Origin of the sequence: Bifidobacterium cuniculi (assembly GCF_000741575.1) — a bacterium.
GTDB lineage: Bacteria > Actinomycetota > Actinomycetes > Actinomycetales > Bifidobacteriaceae > Bifidobacterium > Bifidobacterium cuniculi.
The window spans coordinates 33,016-56,063 of sequence record NZ_JGYV01000011.1 but is presented as its reverse complement, the minus strand read 5'-3'; the positions used below and the strand labels follow the sequence as shown (position 1 = coordinate 56,063).

The 23,048-nt window shown below is 62.0% G+C and carries 17 protein-coding genes; 6 read left to right on the top strand and 11 right to left on the bottom strand.

What is annotated here, in order from left to right; translation table 11 throughout:
* Positions 1–11 precede the first annotated feature (11 nt).
* From BCUN_RS12340 to BCUN_RS07315, 4 genes are all read right to left on the bottom strand, one after another.
* Complete coding sequence (locus BCUN_RS12340) at positions 12–1,154, bottom strand: hypothetical protein (protein ID WP_152598078.1); 1,143 nt, start codon at positions 1,152–1,154, stop codon at positions 12–14.
* 157 nt (positions 1,155–1,311) lie between these two features.
* Positions 1,312–4,959 (bottom strand): BREX system P-loop protein BrxC, encoded by a 3,648-nt coding sequence (brxC, locus tag BCUN_RS07325; protein WP_160257632.1) that lies wholly within the window; start codon positions 4,957–4,959, stop codon positions 1,312–1,314.
* A gap of 44 nt (positions 4,960–5,003) precedes the next feature.
* Positions 5,004–5,708 (bottom strand): DUF1788 domain-containing protein, encoded by a 705-nt coding sequence (locus BCUN_RS07320; protein WP_033515980.1) that lies wholly within the window; start codon positions 5,706–5,708, stop codon positions 5,004–5,006.
* Between the two features lie 34 nt (positions 5,709–5,742).
* Entirely contained in the window at positions 5,743–6,447 is a 705-nt protein-coding gene (locus BCUN_RS07315) for a DUF1819 family protein (RefSeq protein ID WP_033515982.1), read from the bottom strand.
* Between the two features lie 515 nt (positions 6,448–6,962).
* On the opposite strand from BCUN_RS07315, the gene BCUN_RS07310 reads away from it, so the two are divergent.
* Positions 6,963–7,433 (top strand): helix-turn-helix transcriptional regulator, encoded by a 471-nt coding sequence (locus BCUN_RS07310; protein WP_033515989.1) that lies wholly within the window; start codon positions 6,963–6,965, stop codon positions 7,431–7,433.
* A gap of 39 nt (positions 7,434–7,472) precedes the next feature.
* Here BCUN_RS07310 and BCUN_RS07305 read toward each other — a convergent pair whose 3' ends face one another.
* The 4 genes from BCUN_RS07305 to BCUN_RS07290 form a co-directional block, all read right to left on the bottom strand.
* A complete protein-coding gene (locus BCUN_RS07305; protein ID WP_033515997.1) occupies positions 7,473–9,116 on the bottom strand; it encodes an RNA-binding domain-containing protein in 1,644 nt (547 codons plus the stop codon).
* Positions 9,117–9,388: 272 nt separating this feature from the next.
* Positions 9,389–9,898, bottom strand: coding sequence for a hypothetical protein (locus BCUN_RS07300; protein WP_051920910.1), 510 nt, complete (start codon positions 9,896–9,898; stop codon positions 9,389–9,391).
* Positions 9,879–11,999: a coiled-coil domain-containing protein gene (locus BCUN_RS07295; RefSeq protein ID WP_033515999.1), complete on the bottom strand. Its 2,121-nt coding sequence runs from the start codon at positions 11,997–11,999 to the stop codon at positions 9,879–9,881. The genes BCUN_RS07300 and BCUN_RS07295 overlap by 20 nt, the downstream gene beginning before the upstream one ends.
* Positions 11,996–13,393 (bottom strand): hypothetical protein, encoded by a 1,398-nt coding sequence (locus BCUN_RS07290; RefSeq protein ID WP_051920909.1) that lies wholly within the window; start codon positions 13,391–13,393, stop codon positions 11,996–11,998. The genes BCUN_RS07295 and BCUN_RS07290 overlap by 4 nt, the downstream gene beginning before the upstream one ends.
* A 631-nt stretch (positions 13,394–14,024) precedes the next feature.
* Here BCUN_RS07290 and BCUN_RS11490 point away from each other — a divergent pair.
* Both BCUN_RS11490 and BCUN_RS07280 read left to right on the top strand, forming a co-directional pair.
* The gene (locus BCUN_RS11490) at positions 14,025–14,684 is read left to right on the top strand and encodes a recombinase family protein (RefSeq protein ID WP_160257656.1); all 660 of its coding nucleotides are present in this window, start codon (positions 14,025–14,027) and stop codon (positions 14,682–14,684) included.
* Between the two features lie 293 nt (positions 14,685–14,977).
* Positions 14,978–16,315, top strand: coding sequence for a zinc ribbon domain-containing protein (locus BCUN_RS07280; protein WP_156100141.1), 1,338 nt, complete (start codon positions 14,978–14,980; stop codon positions 16,313–16,315).
* Positions 16,316–16,323: 8 nt separating this feature from the next.
* Here BCUN_RS07280 and crgA read toward each other — a convergent pair whose 3' ends face one another.
* Positions 16,324–16,980: a cell division protein CrgA gene (gene crgA, locus BCUN_RS07275; RefSeq protein ID WP_033518245.1), complete on the bottom strand. Its 657-nt coding sequence runs from the start codon at positions 16,978–16,980 to the stop codon at positions 16,324–16,326.
* Positions 16,981–17,140: 160 nt separating this feature from the next.
* On the opposite strand from crgA, the gene BCUN_RS07270 reads away from it, so the two are divergent.
* The 3 genes from BCUN_RS07270 (at position 17,141) to BCUN_RS07260 (ending at position 19,907) form a co-directional block, all read left to right on the top strand.
* Positions 17,141–17,920, top strand: a complete 780-nt coding sequence (locus tag BCUN_RS07270; protein ID WP_420796471.1) for a DUF881 domain-containing protein — start codon at positions 17,141–17,143, stop codon at positions 17,918–17,920.
* Between the two features lie 123 nt (positions 17,921–18,043).
* The gene (locus BCUN_RS07265; RefSeq protein WP_033518247.1) at positions 18,044–19,141 is read left to right on the top strand and encodes a class E sortase; all 1,098 of its coding nucleotides are present in this window, start codon (positions 18,044–18,046) and stop codon (positions 19,139–19,141) included.
* Positions 19,142–19,247: 106 nt separating this feature from the next.
* The gene (locus BCUN_RS07260) at positions 19,248–19,907 is read left to right on the top strand and encodes an anthranilate synthase component II (RefSeq protein ID WP_033518249.1); all 660 of its coding nucleotides are present in this window, start codon (positions 19,248–19,250) and stop codon (positions 19,905–19,907) included.
* 46 nt (positions 19,908–19,953) lie between these two features.
* On the opposite strand, the gene pknB is transcribed toward BCUN_RS07260, so the two are convergent.
* Positions 19,954–22,035 carry a Stk1 family PASTA domain-containing Ser/Thr kinase gene (gene pknB / locus BCUN_RS07255; protein ID WP_033517823.1) on the bottom strand — a complete coding sequence of 694 codons (2,082 nt, stop codon included), beginning with the start codon at positions 22,033–22,035 and terminating at the stop codon, positions 19,954–19,956.
* Complete coding sequence (locus tag BCUN_RS07250; RefSeq protein WP_238552349.1) at positions 22,032–23,048, bottom strand: serine/threonine-protein kinase; 1,017 nt, start codon at positions 23,046–23,048, stop codon at positions 22,032–22,034. Before BCUN_RS07250 ends, pknB begins: the two co-directional genes overlap by 4 nt.

Sequence of the window (23,048 nt, the reverse complement as noted above, 5' to 3'; positions counted from 1 at the left end):
AGATAGTATGCTCAGTCCACTGTCCGGGCCACGGATAAATCATCTGTAGTTCGGGCTGAAAGAAGTCTGTGCAGCGATGTGTAACGGTGGTTGCGTACATAGGCGACGGAGGATTCATGTGGCAAGTCGCCATTAGGAAGTACATGGTGCCCATCGTCTCCTTGCTGCTGTTCTCGGTATGGTGTCAGCAAGAATACTTTGTATCCCTCTTTGGCATGCTTCCATCCATGTGCAACCTCGGTTCCTTCCTCACTCAATGCCCATTGCATGGCCTTTCCAAGTGTTCGTTCGTCGTGATCATTCGATTCGCAAAGTTCCTGAGCTCTTTCAGGGGTCCATTCAACATCGTCAAAGACGTGCTTAATCCGCGGAATCTGGTTACGTATGTACTTATCTTCGTAGAATCCGAGATATCGCATATCTCGGAAGAAGCGCCCCTTTCGGCATACATAAATGGGTTGATGCTGGTAGATATCCCAAGCGACGCGTCCGGGGATAATCACGGTATCAGTATCGATTGCCGGGCACGAGTTCTCATATATTTCACGCCATGTACTGTTGTTTTCCATCCAAGTTGCGTACTCGGGGGAGATTAGCCGAGCAAGCTGAAAAATGCTGGCGATAGAGTTTGGCACATCGAATTGCTTCAAATAGTTGTGATGGGCTACTCGATTTCTGGTAAGACGTAACTGTTCAACAAGTGCGGCGACTTCCTTACGCGTTATCTTAGGATTCTCGCCATTGCGGAACACCCGGTAAAGGCAAAGTTTCCAGAGTTCATCATGCTGGGTATTGAACATGTGGGACCAAAATCCAAAGGTCAGTCCGGCAATGATTCGATCGCGAGAATCAGGCTTTCGACGTTTGCGGAGTTCCTCCCTAACTCGTTGGATGGATTCTCTGTCCTCAGTACTTAAATCAGTGCCAAGCTGCAAGAACCAGGGAATCCCGCGTTCCTTATCGTGATAGTACAGCTGTAGCACTTCGTCTATGGAATTACGAAGGAGTATTTCAAGGTGACCTATGAGAATGAAACACTCCGCCGACATGCGACTATTCCACATATAAAGTTCCAACGCGCGGGAAGGGTCACCATCGACTTCATTGAGATATTCTGCCAAGCGAACGGCGGTAATGTGTTCGGCTACTGTCATCGCTCTTCCTTCCTATGCAAGTGACTTGATATATCGCGCATCTGATCATTGTGTTTAGGTAAACGCTATAGTCCGTGTTATCCTATAGATGGACGCCCCGGGTAGGCCTCTGGTTTCTGACCAAGCCCCCGGGGCTTTGTTTATCTATCGTTTTCCGTCATAGCAGGATCTGCTCCCCGTTCTCGATGGCGGTGATGAGGGTGCGGCGGTAGGCGTCGAGGAATTCGTCCACGTCATCTTTGGTCTTCAGACTGTCCTTGCTCCGCGGAATGGGTATGGCTTGCAAGGAGACCGCCTTGCGGGGCGGTGCAGGTGCTGCCACCGGTTCGGCATGGGCCGGCTGCTGGCCGGTGGACGCTTCGGGGGCCGGCTCGGGAGGCAGTGCGGCGTTGAGCGCATTGATGATATCTGGACGCACCACATCACGCAGGCGGTTGGCACGGTCGCGAATGCCCAGGATGGTGGATTGATGCTCAATGTCGTGTTGGGCGTCATCCAATGTACGGTCGGCCTGGTGCTGGGCAGCCTGCGGAGCTGCCTGGTAGGCATCGGATTCTTCAATCTGGGTGCGGATTGCCTGTACGGTGCCGAGCGCGGCGGTCCGTTCCTGGTCGAGGGCAGTCTCGATTTGCTTCCTGATGTTCTCGACCAGCTCGTTGAATTGCCGTACCAGGGAGCCCCGGTAGATGTTCGGGTTATGGGCCAGTTCGAGTGCTTGGTCCCGAAGTTGCCGTACATCGCTTGGAGAGGCATCGATGTTCTCGTGGTTGTCGAGGAGCCACGCCATGCCCTCTGCATAAAGCTGGCCCTGACGATTGCGGATGAACCCGGTGATGGGGGCCACGGTATCCACATCGTCGTCCAGCAGGATTTCCATGTTGGAAACGGTCTGGGGGTCGGTGAATTCCTCGATCAGCCATGTTTCGTTCTTGCTGGCTACCTGCTCAAGTCGATCGATGGGATCTGCAAGCTGGTCCACGAAGGGGAACTTTGCCTGTTGGGTGTCCTTGATCGTCTTTAGTTCCTGCAAGCGCTGCTGCAGTCCGGCCTTGACCTGTGCGGCAAGGTCCGCTGGGCTGGTTTCGCTGCTTGCCTGGTTGGTCGAAGGCAGGTAATCGCGGGCAAAGGACCGTAGCCGCTGCACCTTCTGCTGGTCGTACACCTTGGGAATGGACACGAGTACGGCATCCCGACGGCGCGTATCGCGCAACAGCCGCGCCGCTTCGGTCCGGGCCACGGGCTTGCCGTCGAACTCCAACGTGATGCGTCCTGTGCCATACAGGTATGCCAGGCAGGTGAGCGTGGCAGCGACGGGCCAGCCGTAGGGGCGGGCGTCGAACGTCGTCACGATCTCCTGCACGGTGGTGGTCACGTTCTTCGAATATCTGCGTGTCACCCAAGCGAGGATCTCCTCCGATGGGGCGTCCAGGAGCTGCTTGGTGGCATCCGTGCCTTCCAAGGTGCCGTCACCGTCTGCAGCGGCATCGGCGATGACCTGTGCCAGTTGATTTTCCGAGTAGGAGGCGTCGCCGATGAGCATGTAGTTGGAATAGAGCTTGCGCAGGATGTCCTGCAAGGCTTCGTCCACACGTGTACGGGGATCGTTGGCCTTGATCTGGATCTCCGTGCCATTACGGTAGAAGGCGGTGTCGGTGAGCGCCCGTGCAACCCGCTTCTTGAGTTCGGCGTAGAGCTGGCGGTTGGTGCTGATCTTGCCCGTGATGATGGAACGGCGGATTTCCGACTGGGCGCTCGTATCCGTGCGCATGGTATAGATGTTGGTCTTCTGGTACATGCGGAAGTCATCGAAGAGCGTGGGGTCGTCGGCACCCAGCAGGCCCACCAGTTCGTCCTCGCGCCCGTAGCTGAGACGAACAGCCTGTGCACGGTCGGCCTCGTCGGTGGAGGTGACCAGGTTGAGCCAGACATCCGGCTTGCCGGTGCTTTGGGGTGCTCCGTCGATTTCCAGGCCGAACCTGAAGGCTTTGCGCTGCGGGCCGAACACCACCTTGCCGGAGGACTTGAGAACGTCATTGGTCACGATGTCCAGGAAGGGCTTGATCACGTCGGCGTGGTCGACCTCGACGTTCTTGATCTCCTGCTCGATGTCCTTCTCATCGTTGGTCAGGTAGGAGTATCCGTCACTGACGCGCTCGATGTAGGTGCCCTTCTCGAGCTCCTGCAAGGTCTCCTTGATGCGTTCCTCGAGATTCAGCACGTCTTCGTTGAAGCGGTCGGTGAGCAGGACGCGCAGGTTGCGGACGGTGCCCTTCATGCCATCCACGTGCTTGAGGAGCAAGAGCACCTTGAGGATTCGGACGCCCAGGTCACGGTACTGCGGGTCCAGTTGCTTCTTCGCGTCGCGGATGCGGTAGGTGGCGGTGCTCTGGAGGGCGTCGCTGATGCCTTCGTACAGGCGGTCGAAAGGCATGAGGTCACCCACGGTGCTGCCCTTGCAGGTGTGCAGGACGTCGTTGATGGCCGAGATCATGGAGCGTTCGCCCACGGACTGGTATTCGCCGCTGAACATGTTGTATTCGCTGAGCTTGCGCAGGGAGTTCTGGAGCAGCGGGAACTGGTAGTCCACGAAGGGGTAGCTGGCGGCGAAGGCCTGCTCGCTGTCGTAATGGTTCATGTGGTTGTACGACTTGCCGGCGTCGTCGAAGTCGAAGAGGGTGCGCAGGTTCTCGTGCTGTTCGTCCCACAGCTGCCCCACGGCCTGTTCGCCTTGCGCGGTCTTGGTCAGGAGACGCTTCTGGATCACCTCGATCACGTCGGTGCTGTTGAGCTTGAGCTTGCACCTGAAGCGTGCCTCGATCTTGGAGAAGTCGTAGCTCTGCTGCTTGGTGCGGTCGCCGACCATGGCGTCCATGTCCTCCTGGGAGGTGACGACCATCCAGGCGCGGCCGTTGGACTTGACGGCCAGGCCTTCCACGATGGACTGCAGTTCAAGCATGCGTTCGGTGTGATCCCCGATGAACTGGCCGATTTCGTCCACCAGGAAGACCACCCGCTGGGTGGGTGCCTGACGGTCGAGCCATGCCATCACGTCGTTGGTGAAGTCCTCGACCGTGTAGTGGCGGTACTGGGCGTCGTATTGCCCGACGAGGTCGTTCTCGACGGGCTTGCCCGTCACCTTCGCATAGGCGGTGCGGATTTCGTAATCCCACAGTCCATACGTGTTGCGGGCCGTCTGCCAAGGTTCGGGGGCCTCTTCCTCGAAGGCCTTCCGGAAGTCATCCAGCCATCCCCGCCTGTCCAGGTCGCGTTCGAACAGGGCGATGGCAGGCTGGGACCCAGCATAGCCGCGGGTCTCGTTGAAGACGCGCACGAAGGCGTCCATGACGGTTTCGGAACTGTTCTGGTTGGTCTTCTGGCCGATGTTGAACAGGATGGACGTGGTCGGAATGGTCAAGGTGCGCGCAATCTGTCCCTCCAAGAAGTGATTGCCCTGCTCCGTTGCCTTGTGCCTGAATGCCTCCACCACATCCTTGCGGCTCATGGCGGAGGATTCGGTGCCGTGGTTGACCACGCCGCGGGGCACGTCGCCGATGATGTGCGAGATCATCTTGAGCAGGTGCGACTTGCCGGATCCGTAGAAGCCGGAGATCCACACGCCGTTGATCTGGTGATTGCCTGGATCGTTGTACAGGTCCAGGAACTTCTCCAGGTTGGATTGCAGCTCCGCGGTCAGCACGTAGTCGTTGACCTCGTTGGTCAGGTCCTTCTCGTCGTTGGCCTTGATGACCCCGTTGAACTGCTGGTCGATGCCCCTGGCGAAGATGTCCTGCATCGGCATGGTCATGGAATCTTCCATTTGTCCTTCCCCTCCCTGGTTCCTTGGTGTTCCTAGTCGTCAACGGGCATGTTCAGCAGTCGCCGTGCCCGGTAGTAGTTGTTGTTCTCCAAGGCGTCGAACAGCTTCAGGCTCGAACCGGACGCCGAGCCTTGCGTGTAGGTGCCCGGGTAGAACAGTACGAGCGGGCAGTCGTCCACGTACCCCTGCAGGTTCTCCAGGAGCAGGTGGGCGCGCATGTATGGGTAGACGGCGCCGATGCCCGTCAGGAACACGATGTCCGCCTCATGCGCGGCGCGCGCCTCGTTGACCCGGTCGGCGATGAAACGTGCGGTCACGTCGCTGTCGCCGGTCAAGGCGCCGATCAGCACATTGAGGAAACGGTCGGTCTGCGGATTCGCGGAAACCGTCCCATGCATGTTGTCTTCGCGCTCCAGGAGGCGGTCCAGGACATGACGCTGCTCCAGGATGGGAAGCGCCACGTCGGCGTAGAGGTCGAGATGCAGGATCCTCGGCGCGTAGTCGTCGGCATCGGCGGGCGTGATCTGCTGCAGGTCGCGGATGAGGTTCTCGATGTGCTGGCGTACGTCGAGCTCCTCCGCCGGTGGATAGTCGTAGATGTAATAGGGTTGCTCGCCGCCGGTGCTCGTGCCGTGCCGGAACGACCGTGTGCTCATGATCGTGAACAGTTGCCGGAACTCCCCGTCGATGGAGCGTCCGCGCGCCTGTGCGCGGACCTGCTCGGGTGCATTCGCCATCGCGCTCCCTTCTCCTTGCTTCCGTCAGCTCCTGTCACTGCAAGGTCGTTTTCCTCATGGGCAGGAACTCCAAGGACTCCGGCCTGACCTCAAGTATATGCGCAAGCAGCGCTGTGGGCGGGGCTTGCATCACCGCATGGTCCGTGCGGGTGAGCAGTTCCGCCTCGGCCATTGCGGCGAACAGGCAGGAACGCAGCTTCTTGGCGGTGGCGTCGGTGAGCGTTTCCAGTTCGGGATGCCACAGGGTCTTGTTGCGTACGAAGCGCGCGTAGTCGTCGAAGGTGACGGTCGGTTCGCCCAGCAGGAAACGCTCTCGTAGTACGTCGGTGGCGAAGTCGCCGACGAAAGCGTAGTAGCGGCACATCGCCAGCCACATGATCAGGCGACGGTCGGAAGGCATGGCGTCGTCGCCGGTGAGGATGGTCAGCTCATCGAAGGTCAGCGCGCTGAGCCGTTTGAGGGTCTCGCGCACGTAGCGGGCGTTGGCGGTTTCGGACTGGATGGCCAGGACGTTGCCGGCGATGGCCTGCGCGCGGATGATGGCGACGGTGCTGCCGAGTTCCGGGGTTTGCCGTGCTTGGTCGAGGACCTCTGCGGGGGCGTGTTCGAGGAAGTAGGAGGCCAGTGCGCGGCCGTGGGGGAGCAGCAGTGCGCCGGCGGTGAAGGAGAGGCGGTATCGGGTGTCCTGGCGATTCTCCATGCCGAATGCGCCGGTGGTGCGGGAAGCTGCGAGCGCCATGCCCTCTTCTCCTTGTGGTGTCTCGGGTTGCCGGTTGCGGGTGCCGGATATTTCAGGGTACGGCGGGGGCGGGATGTTGGGGTGGTGGCGGTGTTGGGTTTGTTGTTGATTGCAGCTGTTTCACGTGGAACCCTTTGAGGCTCTTGAGTACGTCTTTCATGAACGACACGCTTACTTTACAAAGTAAAGCAAGCGTCGTATTCTTGGATTGTCGGCGCAAACCGACAATGACAGAGCGAAAGGTTTATTTCATCAAAGATAAACAGATCGCCCCCGCTCCTTGACCAGCTTCGGGAACAAGGGTGGCGTATCCAAGCCAGTAAAAAGGGCTGGATGTGCTACCCGCCGGATCGGACTGTCCCTCCAGTGTCCATCCATAAGACGCCTTCGGACGTCAACTGGTACAGACACTGTTTGGTGCTTCTCCGACGTGGTGGCTTCCGGGAGTGAGCGGGTCTGGGTGACGTTGCGGTCAAAACGTCACCCGCTCTGTCATCACGAAACGAGGTACATGAGTGGAACAGGAACAACAGGAACAATGGGACGTGGTGCTGGACTTCACCAGTGACGCATCCCTGAGCGAAGACCTGGCGTTTGACGTCATGGAACGGCTTGGCGAGTACGGGGCGGTGACGGCCTTCGATATCGGTGGCACCAAGGGAAGCGTGGTGCTCGGGCTGAATGCGCCCAGCGTGGTGGAAGCACTAGTCTCCGCACGGTCGGCAGTCGAGGACGCCATGCCCGGCATGCAGCTGACGGTGCTCTCGGCACAGGTGTTCACGCAGGACGAGTTCGATCGCATGGTGCATGAACCGCTGTACCCGCCGGTGGTCAGCAATGCCGAGATTGCGCGGATGGCCGGTGTCACGCGGCAGCGCGTGGGGCAGCTGGTTCGCAGCAAGTCGTTCCCCAAGCCGGTCATCATGACCGAGCATGCGAAACTCTATGCGAAGTCCGCGGTGGAGGCATGGTTGGCTGGGCGGTGAGAGTGCCGGCGTAGTTCTGGGGAAGCTCCAGCGGCGGCATCAGGCTTTCACGTAATGTGCGCTCCTTCTGGAACCGATCTTCCTCAGTGTGCCTGCCGCAACCAATTTGTTGATTTGATAATACGCTTGGTTGTGTGAGACGCCCAACAGTCTTTCCACGTCTGTGGTGGTCAGTTGTCCCTGTTCGGTGGCAAGTTTCAAGATCAATTCCGGATAACGGATGCGGTCGATAGCGGACTGGCGCACATATTCCACGCTTTTCCCGCTTTTACGGTATACCTTGGATCCCAACATGTAGGACCGTGTTTCTCCAGACCCTGATGCTTCAATGAGACCGGAGTCAGTAAGGCCCTTTAACACGACCTTCAGTTTTGCGGGGAGAATGTCCAAAGTGTCGGCCATATCCATGTAAGTGGCGTTGCCTTCCGCTTTGAGTTTGTTGAGGATGAGAAGGCTCTCTATGGGCAATTCCTTTCCCGTGCGTTCCCGTTCTTCCTCGATTATCTCGACGAATAACGGGTCAGGTGCGCTTCGGGGGATGAATACCGACACTCGTTGAGAATTCGAATTTGAGTAGTCGGGCAATGGTCGTCCGTAATTGAGGGACCCTGCGAAAATACGGTCTATACCACGCCCGGTTCGTTCTGCCAGTCCGCTACGTTTCAATGCGTCCATGAGGATGGTGTTTCTTCCGTGAGGATCGGCGGTCAAGAGATTGTCGATGCTGATCCCCTCGATGAAGCTGCCCCGGCTTGATATCTCCAAGCCCCAATCGTCTAGCTTCACTACGACGCGGCCCATCACGGAATAATCTCGATGGCCGAATGCGTTTACGATTGCTTCGCGAAAAGCCCTCCTGTTGAAGTCGGGTACGATTTTGGAGAAAAGTCCGATTGTCAGTTCCGTGCCCGTGTTCCATGGCTCCAGCATCTCGCCCATCTGTTCGATTACTTGCAGAAGGGGTCCGTGAAAATCGCGGTTGACCTTGATGGTGCTTCCCTCCAAAACCTGGAACGAGGCTGCGTGCGTGGGGATAAGTCTTCTGAGGGAATCTTCTTTCCCCAAGAGCAGTAATCCTGTCAACGTCGGTGTGTTCGCATTATCGGCTGCACTTACCAGTCCTAGGGCATGCTCGAGCTCTTCGTCGGATAATTCCAGTAGGGCCCTGTCGCTTTGGGGGTTTTGCGCAATGATTTTGCGCAGGTGCTCTCGTTCCAGAGGGTCAAAATCGTCTCGCGTTGCCTCGGGGACTGCCTGTGCGGAGAAATCCAAAGTACGTAAGTCGCTCCACGCGTCCATCATTTCATAAGGGTAAAGTGGCACTGCCTCGGGTGTGCCGTCATGCTTGATTCTACGGCGTAGTGCTCGGCCGCTTTCCGTGGAAACAATGGTGCTTGCCTTGGGGACGGTTATCTCTATTACTTCAGGATTGCCCGTTTTCCGTACTGTGACCCGAAGTGATGGCCTGGTGTTGTTCGCAATGAAGGCGGCAAGGCCGTCCGTGTTCGCATGCTTGGGGTGCAGTCCCGTGGGAGTCCCGTCGTCTTCCACTCCTAAGTAGAGGCGTCCTCCGTTTGAATTCGCAAGCCCTACGATTGCTTCCAGGAGCTCGGTGTCGCCCAAGCAGTCTCGGTCGCTTTTAAATTCGAGCTCTAAGGCTTCCTTACCGTAGGAGCCAGTCATGTGCATTCCTTTCGGAACCAGGATTTATCTGGAAATATCAGGAATTCTGAAATTTTTCCTGATTCTGAAATTATAAGCAGATTCCTGGAATTCGAGTGTTTTGAGGCGTGTTCGGAATAGGGGTGAAGTGTGGTAGCTTCGTCTTTTCAGGATTTATCCGGAAATATCAGGAATTCAGAAATCTTTTCAGGAATTCTGAAATCAGGGAAGACGTCCCAAGTCTCGAAGACAATACTGTCACACTGCTAACCACACTGCTATCAGCAGTGACGTCAGCAGTGTGACACTGTATCCCACCCGCACAGCATCCTCCACGTCCCACCGAGCCGATTCAGGTTCCCGACCTTTCCCCGCACCACCATCGCCCCGCACAACACGCCATCCTCCTGTGACGGATCCACCAGCCCCAGCGTCGTCGTCACGCCCGGCACGATCGTCACGTCGTGCGGCACCGTGCAGCGCAGCAGGCCGTCGTCGGTGACCGCCAGGTCTCCCACGGCCACCAGCGCATTGCAGTAGTCATGTACCAGCCGCGGCACGAGCCGCGCGGTCACTTCCGGGTACGCCATCCCCACGGACCGCACCCACTGCAGCGCCTTGCGCTCCACCGCCTCCTGTGCGATGCCGAGTGCGCCGCCGTAGCCGTCGTCGATGCAGTGTGCCTGCATCCAGAACCGCAGTGCCGAGTAGGCGAGTCGGCAGGCGAAATCGCCATCTCCTTCCCGCGGTGCGCGCATCAGGCGCAGGTCGACGGCCATGACGTCAAGCAAGGTGGTTGCCATGGCAGATCCTTTCGAGCAGTGCAGTCAGTTGCGCCGTCAGGGCCGGCGCATGCAGGCGGTCGATCAGCTCATGTGCCGCCTCGCTGCCGTGGGCAGCGTAGGTTTCGATGCACAGATGCGGCAATATCCACTGCAACGCATCCGGTGAACCGGCGTGTGCGGCCATGATCGTGGCCGGCATCGTCAGGGCGCTCGCCGCCAGCGATGTGCGCTTGTGCAGGTCGGCAAGCTGGGCGAGTACGTTCTGGCTGATCGGCGGAGCGCTGATACTCGAATGATTGACATGTTCCGGCACGCCGTTGCCGACAGGAAGCGCCACGAAGCCGTCCGTGGGCACGAAGAAGATACGGTTCCAGATTTCCGGTGCGGCCAGACGGATATTGGCATAGCTACCCAGCGGTATGACGACCACGGGTGTTCGCGCATCCCGCCGACCCAATGCGAACAGGGCGGCCTCGTTGACCGTGTCGAACACATTGTCCAGCATGACCACGGAAGCATCGCAAGAGGACAGCAGGTGTTCCAGCCCGCTCGTGTCATGCCAATCCGGGGCGAGTCCGGTATGGTGTGCGGGTTGACCTCCCAATGCGTAGGCCAGTGCGTTGGCCACGGTGCCGGCCAAGGTGCCGTCGACACAGAGGGTGCGAGTGGCGATCAGCGTGCGGCGCAAGTGCGAGGCCATGGCCTCGGTTTGCTGGCGATAGACGTCGCCGGTCGCATCGGTCGATGCCATGCCGAGCATCCGGAGATTGTGTGCGATGGCGCTGGTGAGATCCTGCCCCGTCCGTGTGGCCATCTTCGCTGCGAGGGGAGTGCACTGAAGCGAAGATGCCGGGCTGGCTGCAGCGGTGGGCGTCGTCTGCTTGGCGAGTGCGCGCAGCCCGAGCTTGAGGGCGACGTTCTCCTCAAGCTGCTGCAGTGCTTCGCGCTGACGCTCCTCCTGTTGGGCGAGCGTGCGCTTGGCTTCTTCGAGTTCCTGCCGACGACGCACGAGTTGGCCGCTTGCCTGGGACTCCTGCTGCTCGAGTTTGTGCAGTGCCTGCTCCTTGCTGGCGCACTGTCTGTCGAGGTCTTCGAGGTGTTTGGTACGTCGTTCGACTTCCTGCTCGGTGACTTTGGCGATATCTCGCCGTGCCTGCCGCTTGAACTCCGCCATGAGCTTGGAGTCGCGTTTGAGCAGTTCGTAGATGAAGCCCGACGCCTGCTGCTTTGCCGGTTCGACGCAGGCCTTGATTGCCTGGTGGAAATGCGAGAGGTCCCGGGAGGGCGGTGGTGTCCCGAGGAATTCCTCCAGAGTGTCAGGTGATTCCAACAGGAGCTGCAACAGGGCGACCATATCGTCCGTCGTGGTACTTTTGGAGAGCGCCGCCTGGGTTCGGAAGAACCATTGCACGTAATCGTGTGCATAGGCGCTGAAGGGGCGTATGACCACCTTGCGCGTGGCTGACGGCAAGGTCGGTTTGATGTAGACCAGACGGTCGGAAAGATTGCCGTGTCCGGTGGGAAGCCGTCGGATGTCATCGTTCTGCAAGGTGATCTGTGGGACACACCATGGTGCGGTCTTGGCGAGGCGGAGTGTGTTGTTGCTGATGGAGAGGTCTTTGCGTTCCAGCAGTGCTGCTTCGAGGGTGCCGGAAGTCTCGGCAAAGAGCAGCAGTATGCGGTCCGTAGGTTGGCCATGGTAGGGGACGCCGCGGGCCAAGGCGTTGCGCAGGCCAGTGTCATTGTCGACGTTCGGGCAGTCGATGATCTCGTAGAGCGGAGCTGCCTGTGAATGGATGCCGTAGGGCGGTAGGAGCACTCGCGGGCGGTACGGATCTGCGGTGTTTGGTATCCACCGGAGCAGTGCGAAATCGGAGTTGGCACTGCGGGCAAGATCGACGCATCGTGGGTGGTAGAGCTGCGGTGGTTGCAGTGGGTTGCCGCCATTGCCCGGGCGGATGCGCGGATAGTCGGCAACCCAGATGAAGCGTGTATGCCCGGCACCATCGGTGACTTGGTCCAGCAGGCGAAGGAAGTGGCCGTCATTGCCGTCACGGTTCCACTCATAGATGCACCATGACGCACGTGCGCTTTCGCTGGTGAAGATCGGGTTGCTCATGGTTCGTTCCCTCTCTCGGTATGGATTCCGGTACGGTGGCGGGCGAGGATGCGGGTCGGTGGGATCAGTGACTGTCTGGGGGCGCCGACACGTGCGTAGGCAAGGTCGAGGTGCGGGTTGCCACGTCTGCGCAGGTCGGTGCGCAAATCCAGAGACGTTGGTGGCGGTATGTGAAGGTGCGCTTGGGAGGAATTCTCGGTGAAGGCGTTATTATCCGGCACATCCGCCAACTGCAGTCCGCTCGGATAGGTCTGCGCCGCCATGAAGCCGCTCCAGGGCAGGTACTGGCTGGTCTTGAGGAAACAGCAGTACTCCTCCAGCTGTGTCGGCAGCTGGCGGCGACGCTGACCGAAACCGAGCAGTCCCACCTCCCGCAGGCCATGAGGACGACGGCGGGATGTCAGGGTGTGCGGTTCGATGGTGGCATCCATGACGTCATCCGACCGGATATAAGGTGCTTGGTATATCTGCATGGCAGTGCGGAACAGTGGCTCGTCGATGCCGTTCGCCCGCAGTTGCGGCGGCCAGACGGGCGTGGCTTCCGTCCTGAAGTTGGTCAGTCGGAACCCGTGGCCGGACGGCCATCGGTCGGCGGTGTCACGTTTGGGGGAGGACCAGTGCACCCGCAGTCGCACGACGGCGAGTCTGGTGCGCGGTGAGTCGACGGTGCCGACGCGCTCTGCCTGGTCGAAGACGGTCTGCAAGGTGCGTACGCCGGACTGGCCGATGACGGCGTAATAGTCGAAGTCGGGATGCACGGCGCCGCCGTTCGCGATGCGGCGGCCGCCGTTGGAGCCGTAGTCGTCGGTGAACAGGAAGGCGCCGTTGCCGTCTTCGGGACGGCCGACGAAGAACGTCCACTCGGCGGGTATGCGGATGTGCCGCGACGGCTGGAGGTCGGGGTCTGCAAGGGGGATGGTCGTGTGGCCGCGCACCAGCTCAGCCAGGCTGGTCGGCCGTCCATCCACGGTCAGTTCGGCATGTGCGTCATCGAGCCGCGCTGCAAGGCCGCGGCCGCGCCGGCGTATGCCGAACTCCAGTCGGAAGCGTTCGGTGGTGCCGACCCTGCGCAGGAACATCGGGATCGCCGGTGGCTGCGGTTCTGCGTCGCCGCCTTTGCCATGGCGGTAGTACGGGCAGTCGTGCGTGAAGGGGTCGGCGCGCCAGTGGCGGAAATACGGAGACGGGGAGTTGGTGCTTCGCGCAAGGCGGTCCGGGCCGAAACGGCGGTTGTCGTCGGGAAGGTCGTCGGCACAGATGGTCACGGGGCGTGAACAGTAGGGACATTCGAAGTGGATGGCCGTCGGCGCCTTCCCGGTGTATGATTCGGCCACTTCCCTGGCGGTGACGGTACGAGGTGCGACGCCATGGATGCATTGCACGGCGATATCCATGGCCCCTCCTTCTCGCGGTCCTTCTCACGGTGGCAAGCCCTCCTCGGTTGCCGTCGGTAGGAGCATCGTAGCAAAGTGCGGGGTGGAGTCGTCAAGGTGCGGCTTGACTGGCGGACGATGTGGGCAAAACAGGCAGCTCGTGTGTGGAGCGTCGGAGGGGCAGCTGCTTCATCTGGCAAAGCACGCAACTCATGCATGAAGTATCAGGTGAAGCGCTCCGGGTTGCCCCGGGAGCGGGCAGCACGGTAATGCCGACGCTTTCGCTCGCACCATTCCCTCATTGGCGGTTTTCCGACCCACGCTCCCCGAACCTCACACACCGTGCCCTGCAATACGCGCCCAGGCCCAGCACCATGTTGCCGGCCACGGCCAATGCGTTGATCATGCTTGCCAGTGTGCGCCCGGCGCCGGACGGCGCAGTGCGGATATGCCGACGCACCTTATAGCGCGGCAGAAGCCCCGCTCCTAGATTTTGTTCAAAAAATGAACAATTTCTTATGAGGCTCATGCGGCCTATGGGCCTATGAGGTGACAGAGCCTGATTTACTGTTAGCTTGATTGCGGATAATTGTGGTATTTGTGTATAATGATGTTAGCATGTGGATTACGGAAGGAACGGAAGGAGATGCCCATGGCTCGTACCTATCTTCGCCGTGCCGAGGCGGCTGACCGGCTGCATATTTCCGTGTCCACGTTCAAGCTGCTCGTGGCTGCGGGCCGCATCAGGTACGAACTGACACCGGGCGGCCAGAAAGTGTACGCGCCGCAGGAGATTGACCGTTTCATTGCCGAGGAACAAGGCAAGCAGCCGCCCGCCGGTGAGCTCGTGTTCTACGTGCGTGACTCGGAGGGCAATACCGCGCGCATGCGCACGCAGGAGGAACGGCTGAAAGCCGCTTACGGCGCCCCGATGAGGGTGTATCGTGACCGTGCCAGCGGCTTGAACGAGCGGCGCAAGGGGTTGGCTCGCCTGTTGGATGATGCGGAGCATGGCATGTTCGACCGGGTGGCCGTCACGGCCCGTGACCGGTTCAGCCGGTTCGGCGCCTCCTACTTGGAACGTCACCTGCGGTTCGTGGGCGTGGAACTGGTCGTGCTCGACGGTGAACGCGACAAGGGCATGAGCACCGAGCTGATGGATGATTTCATGGCGTTGCTCGCCTCGTTCTCGGGTCGCTTCTACAAGCTGCGTTCCATCGAGCACCAGAAGCTGCTGCTCGACCGCGCGTCCGAGCGTCTTGACGGCAAGGACACGTCGCCTGCGAGAGGGGCTGGCGATGGTCGGGCGTGACGGAATCGGATGCGGCGTGCCGGGACTGGTTCTACTGTCGGCAGTGGATACGGCCACGGGCGTCGAACTGCTGCCGTGGGAGATGGAAGCGTTGTTCTGGAACCATATGGACCATGCGCGCACATGCCAGAACGCGATGATTCACGCCAATCTCGACTTGCCGTCCAAGACGGGTGGGTTCGGTAACGAGTGGGCACGCAGGAACGTGCGTCTCGTATCCTTGCCTGACGTTTTCCGTAACCTGTCGCACCAGAACCGTGTCAATCAGTGCGAGGGGCGCGCATCGTGGCCGCTTGGCAGGCACGCGAACGTGTCGCCGACGCATCGACCGTGTGGGATGGTTGAAGGCGACCTACGGGAACGTGTGCGAGGAACTGGGCGAGGACGTCGACCGCAACCTGTTCACCAACGTGCTCGACCACGAGGGGCATTTCACGGTGCCCGTAGTCGGGCACACGCGGTTCTGCTACGACCAGTCGAACGACAACTCATGCCGCCGGGGAGAGCTCGACGCGGATACGGGCGTGGTCACGTACCGGCGCATGGCCGTGGCCGACAGGTTTGTGGACATCACGCTACGCATCGCGCAGTTCACGGCCCGTTACCCCGACGCGGTGCGCGTATCCCGTCCCGACATGCGCAAGGATTCCACGGGCAATATCGTATTCGATGTGGTTGTATTCGTGCTGCGTCCACTCATGCAGGACGTGTCCAAGAGTGCGCATGCGGTCGGGTTCGACCTGAACGCGGACTGGCATGGCGGCATCAGCGGCACGCGCCTATCCTGCAACGGACACGTCAGTCGTCCCCTCGTGGTCAGTAGGAACACGAAGCGCCAGCAGGACAAGCTCGAACGCATCTACGTGCAATACCGGCGCTGCTTGGACAGGCTCGACCGGCTCATGCCATGGCAGCGCGCATCCGACCCGGACAATCCGGCGGACGTGGCCGCGCATCCCAAGTGGGCGAACCTCTACGTCCAGTCACTCGCGTTGCGCGACAAGATGTACCGTATCAAGGAAATCTTGGACTGGCGCTACGCGCATGACATGCTCGACCACGCCAAGCCGGGCGAACTGGTCGCGGTCGAGAGACTCGACCCGTTCGACAACGCGGGCCGCTACGAGTTCCGTCACGGCAGCCAGCTCGACAAGCTCGACCACGTGGCGGCCAAACGCGGCCAGCGCGTCGTCAAGGTCAATCCCGCGCACACGTCCGACACGTGCCCATGGTGCAACACGCGTATCGGCAATCTGGGCAGGAACCGCGAATACGAATGCCCACGATGCCATCGCACCGTGCCGCGCGACTACGGTTCGGCCATCAACATCGCCAAACGCGGATGCGCCTATCTCGGCCACAAGCACGTACGGCCGACCCCGAAGAAGGGACGCCCCACGCCGAAGCGCCCCAAACTGATACAGAAGCGGCACTCGGGTGCCGCACATGAAGCATTGTCAGGAACCGGCAAGGGGCCGGTATCCTTCCATACGGAGCGGACGGCACCAACCCCGTCAAGCGGCATGGCGACGGCAACTGTTCAGGGTAAAAGGAAGCGCGCAACCCCCGGCCGACAGCTGGGCCAGTGTTACGACGCGGCTGCGGCAGGAACCGCAACTACCTCATCCTGAACAACCCTCTACTTCCACCACACCGTCATGATGAAGCCGGCCAGGATGAAGGCGAAGGCAATCAGCAGGTTCCAGAAGCCGATGCCGGGGATCGGGTACTGGTTGCCGGTCAGGTAGAACACCACGGCCCACACCAGGCCGATCACCATGAGTACGCAGAACAGCGGCACGTACCAGCTCGGGTTGGCCTTGGTGCCCTTGATGCTTTCCTGCACGCGCTTGGTGTTGTCCGCCTGGCGCTGCATGAGGCGACGCATCTGCGGGCTCATGTCCTTGCTGTCCAGGGTGGCGTTGAGCACGTCCTGGATCTTGCCCATCGGGATCTCATCGTCTTCGGCGTAGGTGGCGGCCTCCTCGAGGGTGGGGTTGCCGTCGTCGGTAAAGCGCTTGTCGGCCGGCTCGTCATCCTCGTCGCCGCGCGCCTTGCGGGCGGCCGCCTTGGTCTCCTCGTCCGCTTCCGTGGGCCCTTGGGCAGCCTTGCCGTCTTCGGCCTCCTCGCCACCGTCGTCCGCCGTGGTGTCGACCTCCTCGACACCCTCGACCACGCCGTCGCCCTGACCGTCGGACTCCGCTACGACCTCGGTCGCCGACTCGACGGCCTCGACCTCGTTGGCGTCGTCGGTCTGCGCCTCCTGCGGCGTCTCCTTCACCTTGTCGTCAGCCATGAAAACTTCTCCTTATTGGTCCCTTGCCGGTCCCTTGTGCATTCCTTACGCTTTCGGCTACTGGTTTATCATAATGGCTACACTCGAAAGAGCGAGGGACAGATGCCATTCTGACCAGAATCACCATATTTCGGAGGCGTCCATGGGCAAGGTGGACAAAATGGCCAAGAAAGCCGCGGGGGCCATGACAGGCAAGGGCGGGCGCGTTGCCGGCAAGCACGCCGCCAATGCCCGCACGTCCGTGCTCGGCAGCATCTCCGTGGTCATCGTCATCGCTTTCGTCGGCTTCCTCATCGTCACCAACATGCGCGTCAACCGCACCGCCATCGTCTCGTCGGACGCCGCCGAGCTGGTCGAACACCAGGTGCAGCGCGTCGACGGCCTACAGGCGGAGGTCAACGACCTCGCCGCGCAGGTCGACAGCCTCTCCAAACAGGTGACCGCGAACGGCGACGCCGACGCCGAGGACTCCGGTTCGAGCACCATGCTGCCCGCGGTGGAGGGGCCGGGAGTCACGGTCACGCTCAACGACTCGAGCATGTGGGAGAGCGCGGTCGACTCGTCCGGCAGCTCCGCGGACATCGACAAGTACGTGGTGCACCAGGGCGACATCGAGGCGGTTGTCGACGCGCTGTGGGCGGGCGGCGCCGAGTCGATGCAGATCATGGACCAGCGCGTGCTGCCCACCTCGGCAGTGATCTGCTCGGGCACGCTGCTGCTGTTGCAGGGCCGCAAGTACTCGCCGCCCTACGTCATCTCCGCGATTGGCCCCACGCAGTCCATGCTCGACGCGCTCGACGACTCCGAGGCGATCCGCATCTACAAGCAGTACGTCGACGCCTTCGGACTGGGCTATGAGGTCGAACAGGAGGCGCACCTCGAGTTCGCAGCGGCCCCGATGAGCCTGCAGCCGCTGCAGTATGCGAAGGTCCTGCAATGACAGTCCGCTGCGGTGCGCGGCCGCTTGACTGGCAGCGCGCATTCGACGCATAATCGCTTTCAGCATTGCCGGAACATTGTCGACTCGCGCACGCAGGCGCGCAGAACGGGGACACGGAATCTCATGAAACATGCCCAAACAGCAAGTGCAGGCGGCTCGCGCGTCGGCCGCTCCATCGTCACCATCATCGCGGAGATCCTGCTCACCGCCGCGGCGATCTGCGGGCTCTACGTCGGCTGGATGCAGTGGTGGACGGGCGTGCAGTCCGCACATGTGCAGGAACAGTCGGTGCAGTCCGTCGACTGGACGCAGCCCGACGGCGGCGGCACGCTCACGATCGCCCAGCCGCAGGACGGCGAGCCGCCGGTGCAGCCGGAAAGCGCCGCCGAAGGCGAGCTCATGGCGCGCGTTTACATCCCTCGGTTCGGCGACCAGTGGGAGCGCACGCTCGTGCAGGGCACGTCGCTCGCCGAGCTCAACCTGCACGGTCTGGGCCATTACGTGATCTCGCAGATGCCCGGCGAGCTGGGCAACTTCGCCATCGCCGGCCACCGCAACGGCTACGGCCAGCCACTCGGCGACGTCGACAAGCTCGAGGCAGGCGACGCCATCGTCATCCGCACCAAGGACTACTGGTACGTCTACCAGTACACGCAGTACACGATCGTCACACCCGACGACGGCTCCGTGATCGGCCCCAACCCGCTCGACCCGGGTCAGGCGCCGACCAAGCGCATGATCACCATGACGACCTGCGAGCCGAAGTACACGACGCCGACGCACCGCTGGATCAGCTTCGGCGAACTCAAGTATTGGGCGAAGGTGGCGGACGGCGTGCCCAGCGAGCTGGCGCACGTCGACGCCGACGGCGCCGTACAGTTCATCAACAACGGCAAGACTTCGGTGTTCACGAAGCTGGGCTCACTGGCGCCGGTCGTGGTCGGCTCGCTTGTCGCCTACGCCGTGCTGTTCGTGATCTGCGCGCTGTGGCGGCGCTGGCCGGCGCTGCGCGCGATCCGCGAGGGACGCCGCCCGCAGCCCGACGTCGACTTCTACGCGTGGCTGTGGCGCCACCAGCCTGGGCCGGCGGCGATGCGCTGGGTGCTCGTGCTGCTGCTCCTCCTGGCCGCCGTCGCCGCGCTGTTCCAGTGGGGCTTCCCCTGGGCGGCGGGCGAGATCCCCTTCCTGAGGGCGATGTCGAACTACGTGTCCGTGAGCTAGGTGTTCCCTGAAGTGCCCGTCGCTGGTAGAGTGGCGGGCATCTTCGTTTTTGCATGAGCTGTGACAACCCAATCGATCCGTGAGGGATCCGTAAGTGAGGAGTGCCATGACCGATTCGGCCCGGATTCTCGTGGTGGACAACTACGATTCGTTCGTCTACACCATCGTCGGCTACCTGAAGACGCTGGGCGCCACCGTCGACGTGGTGCGCAACGACGCCGTCGACGCCGCCGACCCGCACGTGCTCGACGGCTACGACGGCGTGCTGATCTCGCCAGGCCCCGGCGCGCCCGCCGACTCTGGCGCCAGCGAGGACATGATCCGCCGCTGCGCCGCCGACGGCGTGCCCATGTTCGGCGTCTGCCTGGGGATGCAGGCCCTGGCGGAGGTCTACGGCTGCACGGTGAGCCACGCGCCCACGATCATGCACGGCAAGACGAGCCTCGTGGAGCATGCCGACGACGAGATCTTCGCGGGCGTCGCCAACCCGATGGTCGCCACCCGCTACCATTCCCTGGCCGTCGAGCCAGCTTCGGTGCCCGACGAGCTGGAAGTGACCGCCCGCACCGTGGACGACGGTACCGTGCAGGCGATCCGCCACCGTGAGCTGCCGCTGTTCGCCGTGCAGTTCCACCCCGAATCCGTGATGACCCAGGACGGCTACCGCCTCCTGGCCAACTGGCTGGCCTTCTGCGGCCAGGAAAGCGCTGTGGCGCTGGGCGAGGGATTGCAGCCGAAGGTGGCGGATGGCGCTGCTGTCCGTTGAGAAATTGTTCATTTTTTGAACAAAATCTCAACGGACAGCAGCGCCATCAGTTGCCGCTTGAGCTGTTGCTGGGGCTCGGGCTGCTCGATCCGTCGCTGTTGCTGGGGCTCGGGCTGGGGGTCGACTCGGGCTTCTTGGTCTTCACGGTGACCGAGCTGCCTTCGTCCACCTCGGTGCCGGCGGCCGGGCTGATCGACTCCACGATGGAGTCGTCGCTGCCGTCGCCGTCCACGTTCACGGTGAGGTTGGCGGCCTCCAGCTCGCGCTTCGCCTCGGCCAGGGTCATGCCCGCGGTGACGGGCGGCACGTTGGTCTTCGGCTTGCCGGTGGAAACCCAGATCGTGATCATCGCGCCCTGGTCCACGGAGGTGCCGCCCTCCGGGTCGGTGCGGATCACGGAGCCTTCTGCCACGTCGGCGCTGGCTTCCTCCTGCACGCTCACGGAGAAGCGCTGCTTGCCGAGTTCCTCAATCGCCTCGTCCTTGGTCTTGCCCACCAAGTCCGTGGGGACCTGCGTCTTGCCGGAGGACACCCACATGCTGATCGTGCTGCCCTTGAGCTGCGAGGTACCCGCGACGGGGTCGGTGCGCGTCACGTGGTCCTGCTGGATGGTGCTGCTGTCCTCGGTGAGCACGGTCGTGTTCACCACGAATCCTGCCGCCTCGAGTTCCTCGCGTGCCGCCTCCTGGGTGTCGCCGGTCACGTCGGGCACGGTGACGGACTTCGGGCCGGTGGAGAACCACACCTCCACGGTGCTGCCTTCCTCCACGCGTTTGCCGCCGGCGGGGCTCTGCTTGGTGAACATGCCCTCCGGCTTGGTGGAGTCGGTGTCCTGCTTGATGTCGGCCTTGAGGCCCAGGTCGGTCAGCTGCTTGCGTGCACGCGCCTCGGTGGTGCTCTCCGAGAAGGTGGGCACCGTCACGTACTTCGGCGCGTTGCGCTGCACGTTCCACCAGATGACGCCGCCGATTGCGCAGGCGATCGCCAGGACGGCGACGCTCACCCAGATGGCGATCATGCGTCGCTTGTGCTTCTTCTTCGCCAGCGCGGCGCGCTGCTGGGCGCGCGTGGGGATTGCGGTCTGCGTGCCGGTGCCGGGCACCTGCTCGAACTGGCCGGTGACCGGGTTGAAGGTCTGCGTGGGAGCTCCCGGCTCGGTGACCGGCGACGTGTAGGGCACGGTGTTGGCCGTGTCATGCGCCTGCTTCTCCGCCTTCGTGGCGGTCAGGTCCGTCAGCGGGTTGAAGGTGGCCGCCACCGGCATGCCGCCGTTCATGTAGGCGAGGATGTCGTTCTTGAACTCGGTGGCCGTCGCGTAGCGGTTCTGGCGGTCCTTCGCCATCGCCTTCGCGCAGATCGAGTCCCACATCGTCGGCAGGCCGGGCACGATCGCGCTCGGCCGGGTAGCCACCTCGGAGACATGCTGGTAGGCGATCGCCACCGCGGAGTCGCCGGTGAAGGGCGGCCGCCCGGTGAGCATCTCGTAGAGCACGCAGCCCGCCGAATACAGGTCGGAGCGCATGTCCACGCTCATGCCGCGCGCCTGCTCCGGGGAGAGGTACTGCGCGGTGCCCACCACGCCCTGCGACTTCGTCATGGTCGTGGCCGAGTCGTCGAGCGCGCGGGCGATGCCGAAGTCCATCACCTTGACCACGCCCTGCTCGGAAATCATGATGTTGCCCGGCTTGATGTCGCGGTGGATGATGCCCATGCGGTGCGAATACTCCAGGGCGGAGAGCAGGCCGAGCATCACGTGCTCGGCGTCGCGCTGGCTCAGGGGGCCGTTCGCGCGGATGATGTCGCGCAGGGTCTGGCCCTGCACGTACTCCATCACCAAGTACGGCAGGTGTTCGGTCTGGCCGTTTTCGAGGGTGACGACCTCCTCGCCCGAATCGTAGATGTTCACGATGTTCGGGTTGTTCATCTGCGCGACCGAGTGCGCCTCGCGGCGGAAGCGCGTCAGGAAGATCTCGTCGTGCGCCAGGTCGGCGCGCATGATCTTGACCGCCACGGTGCGGCCGAGTCGGGTGTCGACGGCGACATACACCTGGGCCATGCCGCCGCGGCCGATCAGCTGTCCGAGCTGGTACCGGCCGTTATCCAGGGTGGTGGGCATCTGGGTGCTCATAGCTGCTCCTCGCTGTCTGACATGTCCAGCCGCGTGGCATCCATGTCATGGGACATTCCGGTGGGGTCACGGTGCGCGTTCAACGCGGCGAAGTTCACGGCAGGGTCGTGGTGCGGGGCGCTGGCCACCCTGCGGGGCATGCGTCCGTTGGTGACCATGGTGGCGTCCACCGCCTTGGTCTGCTGGTCCAGGAGACGGCGCTCGATGCGCGAGAGGATCCTCGCCACGGTCAGGGCGTCCGCCGGCCGGTCGAGCGGGTCCTTGGACAGCATGGACATGACGAACTGGCACAACTGCAGGTCGACGCCCTCCGGCAGCGGCGGCACGGGGTTGTTCACGTGCGCGGCCGCGATGTCCACGGGGGTGGCGCCGGTGAAGGGCCGGTGTCCGCACAGGCCCTCGTAGGCCACCACGCCCAGCGAGTAGATGTCCGACTGCGCGGTGGCGTGCTGTCCCTGCGCCTGCTCGGGGGAGATGTACTGTGCGGTGCCCACCACCATGCCGTCCTGCGTGATCTGCTCCTGGTTGGTGGAGTAGGAGACGCCGAAGTCGGTGATCTTCACCTCGCCATTGTCGGAGACCATGATGTTCGCCGGCTTGACGTCGCGGTGGACGATGCCGTGGGAGTGCGCCACGAACAGGCCGCGCGCCACCTGCACGAGGATCGGCAGCAGCTGCGTGGGGTCCATCGGCCCGTTGAGCTCGTGGAAGAGGTCGGCCAGCGACTTGCTGGGCACGTACTCCATGATCAGGAAGCCGATGCCGTCGTGCTCGTAGTACTCGAAGAGCGCGGCGATGTTCGGGTGCGCGAGGTTCGCGGAGTTGCGCGCCTCGGCACGCAGCCGCCGCAGCTTCGACTCCTGGTTGGTGGTGTCGGCCCGTAGGGCCTTGATGGCCACGGGGCGCCCCAGTTGAATGTCGTAGCCTTTCCACACCTCGCCCATGCCGCCCTGGGCCAGGCGTGCGTCCAGGCGGTAGCGTCGGTGGATCAGCTGTCCTTCAATGAGTCGCAT

Bases quoted from the DNA above. Each gene is read 5' to 3' on its own strand.
- BCUN_RS12340 (WP_152598078.1), bottom strand. From the start codon at position 1,154: ATGACAGTAGCCGAACACATTACCGCCGTTCGCTTGGCAGAATATCTC.
- brxC (WP_160257632.1), bottom strand. From the start codon at position 4,959: ATGACCATGCCGATGCAGGACATCTTCGCCAGGGGCATCGACCAGCAG.
- BCUN_RS07320 (WP_033515980.1), bottom strand. From the start codon at position 5,708: ATGGCGAATGCACCCGAGCAGGTCCGCGCACAGGCGCGCGGACGCTCC.
- BCUN_RS07315 (WP_033515982.1), bottom strand. From the start codon at position 6,447: ATGGCGCTCGCAGCTTCCCGCACCACCGGCGCATTCGGCATGGAGAAT.
- BCUN_RS07305 (WP_033515997.1), bottom strand. From the start codon at position 9,116: ATGACTGGCTCCTACGGTAAGGAAGCCTTAGAGCTCGAATTTAAAAGC.
- BCUN_RS07300 (WP_051920910.1), bottom strand. From the start codon at position 9,898: ATGGCAACCACCTTGCTTGACGTCATGGCCGTCGACCTGCGCCTGATG.
- BCUN_RS07295 (WP_033515999.1), bottom strand. From the start codon at position 11,999: ATGAGCAACCCGATCTTCACCAGCGAAAGCGCACGTGCGTCATGGTGC.
- BCUN_RS07290 (WP_051920909.1), bottom strand. From the start codon at position 13,393: ATGGATATCGCCGTGCAATGCATCCATGGCGTCGCACCTCGTACCGTC.
- BCUN_RS11490 (WP_160257656.1), top strand. From the start codon at position 14,025: ATGGCTCGTACCTATCTTCGCCGTGCCGAGGCGGCTGACCGGCTGCAT.
- crgA (WP_033518245.1), bottom strand. From the start codon at position 16,980: ATGGCTGACGACAAGGTGAAGGAGACGCCGCAGGAGGCGCAGACCGAC.
- BCUN_RS07270 (WP_420796471.1), top strand. From the start codon at position 17,141: ATGGCCAAGAAAGCCGCGGGGGCCATGACAGGCAAGGGCGGGCGCGTT.
- BCUN_RS07265 (WP_033518247.1), top strand. From the start codon at position 18,044: ATGAAACATGCCCAAACAGCAAGTGCAGGCGGCTCGCGCGTCGGCCGC.
- BCUN_RS07260 (WP_033518249.1), top strand. From the start codon at position 19,248: ATGACCGATTCGGCCCGGATTCTCGTGGTGGACAACTACGATTCGTTC.
- pknB (WP_033517823.1), bottom strand. From the start codon at position 22,035: ATGAGCACCCAGATGCCCACCACCCTGGATAACGGCCGGTACCAGCTC.
- BCUN_RS07250 (WP_238552349.1), bottom strand. From the start codon at position 23,048: ATGCGACTCATTGAAGGACAGCTGATCCACCGACGCTACCGCCTGGAC.